Below are 2,574 nucleotides of genomic sequence, written 5' to 3'. Positions count from 1 at the left end.
ATTTGCACCCGCTAACAGGTATAGCAAAACGTTCACAGAGATAATGGCATTGATTTTTAGTACAAAGGTCATCTAGTTCGATTCTAGGGTTTCTACAAATTAGGGTATATATTTCTTGTTTTAAGGCGAGGGTTTATGATTCTAAAAGTTCATTGAAAATATTGAAATTGACAGCGTAATTAAAGAGTAGAATAACCACATTATTTATAATGTAAATTCTTTTGAAACTTATTCATTCATATTATTTAAAATATACAATGAAGAGTTTGATCCTGGCTCAGGATGAACGCTAGCGGCAGGCTTAACACATGCAAGTCGAGGGGTAACATTGTGCTTGCACAGATGACGACCGGCGCACGGGTGCGTAACGCGTATAGAACCTACCTTTTACAGGGGAATAGCCTTTAGAAATGAAGATTAATGCCCCATAGTATTGAGACTTGGCATCAAGTTTTAATTAAAGATTTATCGGTAAAAGATGGCTATGCGTCCTATTAGTTAGTTGGTAAGGTAACGGCTTACCAAGACATCGATAGGTAGGGGTCCTGAGAGGGAGATCCCCCACACTGGTACTGAGACACGGACCAGACTCCTACGGGAGGCAGCAGTGAGGAATATTGGACAATGGAGGCAACTCTGATCCAGCCATGCCGCGTGTAGGAAGAATGCCCTATGGGTTGTAAACTACTTTTATACAGGAAGAAACACTGGTATGTATACCAGCTTGACGGTACTGTAAGAATAAGGACCGGCTAACTCCGTGCCAGCAGCCGCGGTAATACGGAGGGTCCGAGCGTTATCCGGAATCATTGGGTTTAAAGGGTCCGCAGGCGGTCTATTAAGTCAGAGGTGAAATCCCATAGCTCAACTATGGAACTGCCTTTGATACTGGTTGACTTGAGTCATATGGAAGTGGATAGAATGTGTAGTGTAGCGGTGAAATGCATAGATATTACACAGAATACCGATTGCGAAGGCAGTCCACTACGTATGTACTGACGCTGAGGGACGAAAGCGTGGGGAGCGAACAGGATTAGATACCCTGGTAGTCCACGCCGTAAACGATGGATACTAGTTGTTGGGATTTATCTCAGTGACTAAGCGAAAGTGATAAGTATCCCACCTGGGGAGTACGGTCGCAAGACTGAAACTCAAAGGAATTGACGGGGGCCCGCACAAGCGGTGGAGCATGTGGTTTAATTCGATGATACGCGAGGAACCTTACCAGGGCTTAAATGTAGTCTGACAGCTTTAGAGATAGAGTTTTCTTCGGACAGATTACAAGGTGCTGCATGGTTGTCGTCAGCTCGTGCCGTGAGGTGTCAGGTTAAGTCCTATAACGAGCGCAACCCCTGTTATTAGTTGCCAGCATGTAAAGATGGGGACTCTAATAAGACTGCCAGCGCAAGCTGCGAGGAAGGTGGGGATGACGTCAAATCATCACGGCCCTTACGTCCTGGGCCACACACGTGCTACAATGGTATGGACAATGAGCAGCCATCTGGCAACAGAGAGCGAATCTATAAACCATATCACAGTTCGGATCGGAGTCTGCAACTCGACTCCGTGAAGCTGGAATCGCTAGTAATCGGATATCAGCCATGATCCGGTGAATACGTTCCCGGGCCTTGTACACACCGCCCGTCAAGCCATGGAAGCTGGGAGTGCCTGAAGTCGGTCACCGCAAGGAGCCGCCTAGGGTAAAACTGGTAACTAGGGCTAAGTCGTAACAAGGTAGCCGTACCGGAAGGTGCGGCTGGAACACCTCCTTTCTAGAGAAAGATTGGTGAGTTACAAAAGGTAAATTTTACTCTTTGCTGTTAATTTTATAAAACAAGTATTAAGCTATTATAGTCTCGTAGCTCAGCTGGTTAGAGCGCTACACTGATAATGTAGAGGTCGGCAGTTCGAGTCTGCCCGGGACTACAAAAGTTTAATATTAAGGAAATTCTAGAAGTTGGGATGCCCAAGTTGACGTACAAGTCATCAATTAACTGATAACTGTTAACTGGTCGCTTGCTACTAAAATGGGGGATTAGCTCAGTTGGCTAGAGCGCTTGCCTTGCACGCAAGAGGTCATCGGTTCGACTCCGATATTCTCCACAAATAGTTACAGGCTTAGGCTTGTTACTATATATGATAGGCATTTGTTTATTATATAGAAAGTTCATTGACATATTGGTAAAATGATATCGTAAGAATCAAATAGATAGAGATGTTTGTAGTAGAGATACTGCAAACAAATTAAAATTTTTTTATAAAGAATAAAAGAGTTCATTATAGTATGAAAATACTGTAGCAAAAAGTACAATAAGTTAAGTAAGGGCGTATGGCGGATGCCTAGGCTCTCAGAGACGACGAAGGACGCGATAAGCTGCGAAAAGCTACGGGGAGGGGCACATACCTTTTGATCCGTAGATATCCGAATGGGGCAACCCGGCATGTTGAAGACATGTCACCTAGCAATAGGGGTAAACCCGGTGAACTGAAACATCTAAGTAACCGGAGGAAGAGAAAACAATAGTGATTCCGTTAGTAGTGGCGAGCGAACGCGGATTAGCCCAAACCAATGTT

Annotated in this window: 2 tRNA genes and 2 rRNA genes (1 of these 4 only partly in view); all 4 read left to right on the top strand. The window is 44.5% G+C overall.

The annotated features are described in order from the left end of the window. Positions 1-254: 254 nt before the first annotated feature. Positions 255-1,772: ribosomal RNA gene (locus tag PI23P_RS12240) — 16S ribosomal RNA — on the top strand. An 80-nt stretch (positions 1,773-1,852) separates the two neighbouring features. Beyond that, a tRNA-Ile gene (locus PI23P_RS12235) sits at positions 1,853-1,926 on the top strand. Between the two features lie 103 nt (positions 1,927-2,029). After that, positions 2,030-2,103: transfer RNA gene (locus PI23P_RS12230), tRNA-Ala, on the top strand. Positions 2,104-2,308: 205 nt separating this feature from the next. Next, positions 2,309-2,574 (top strand): 23S ribosomal RNA (locus PI23P_RS12225); it runs 2,618 nt beyond the window's last position. Together the 16S and 23S rRNA genes with 2 tRNA genes alongside form the textbook arrangement of a ribosomal RNA operon.

Source organism: Polaribacter irgensii 23-P, from assembly GCF_000153225.1.
Lineage (GTDB): Bacteria > Bacteroidota > Bacteroidia > Flavobacteriales > Flavobacteriaceae > Polaribacter > Polaribacter irgensii.
This window is presented reverse-complemented; position numbering and strand designations above follow the sequence as displayed.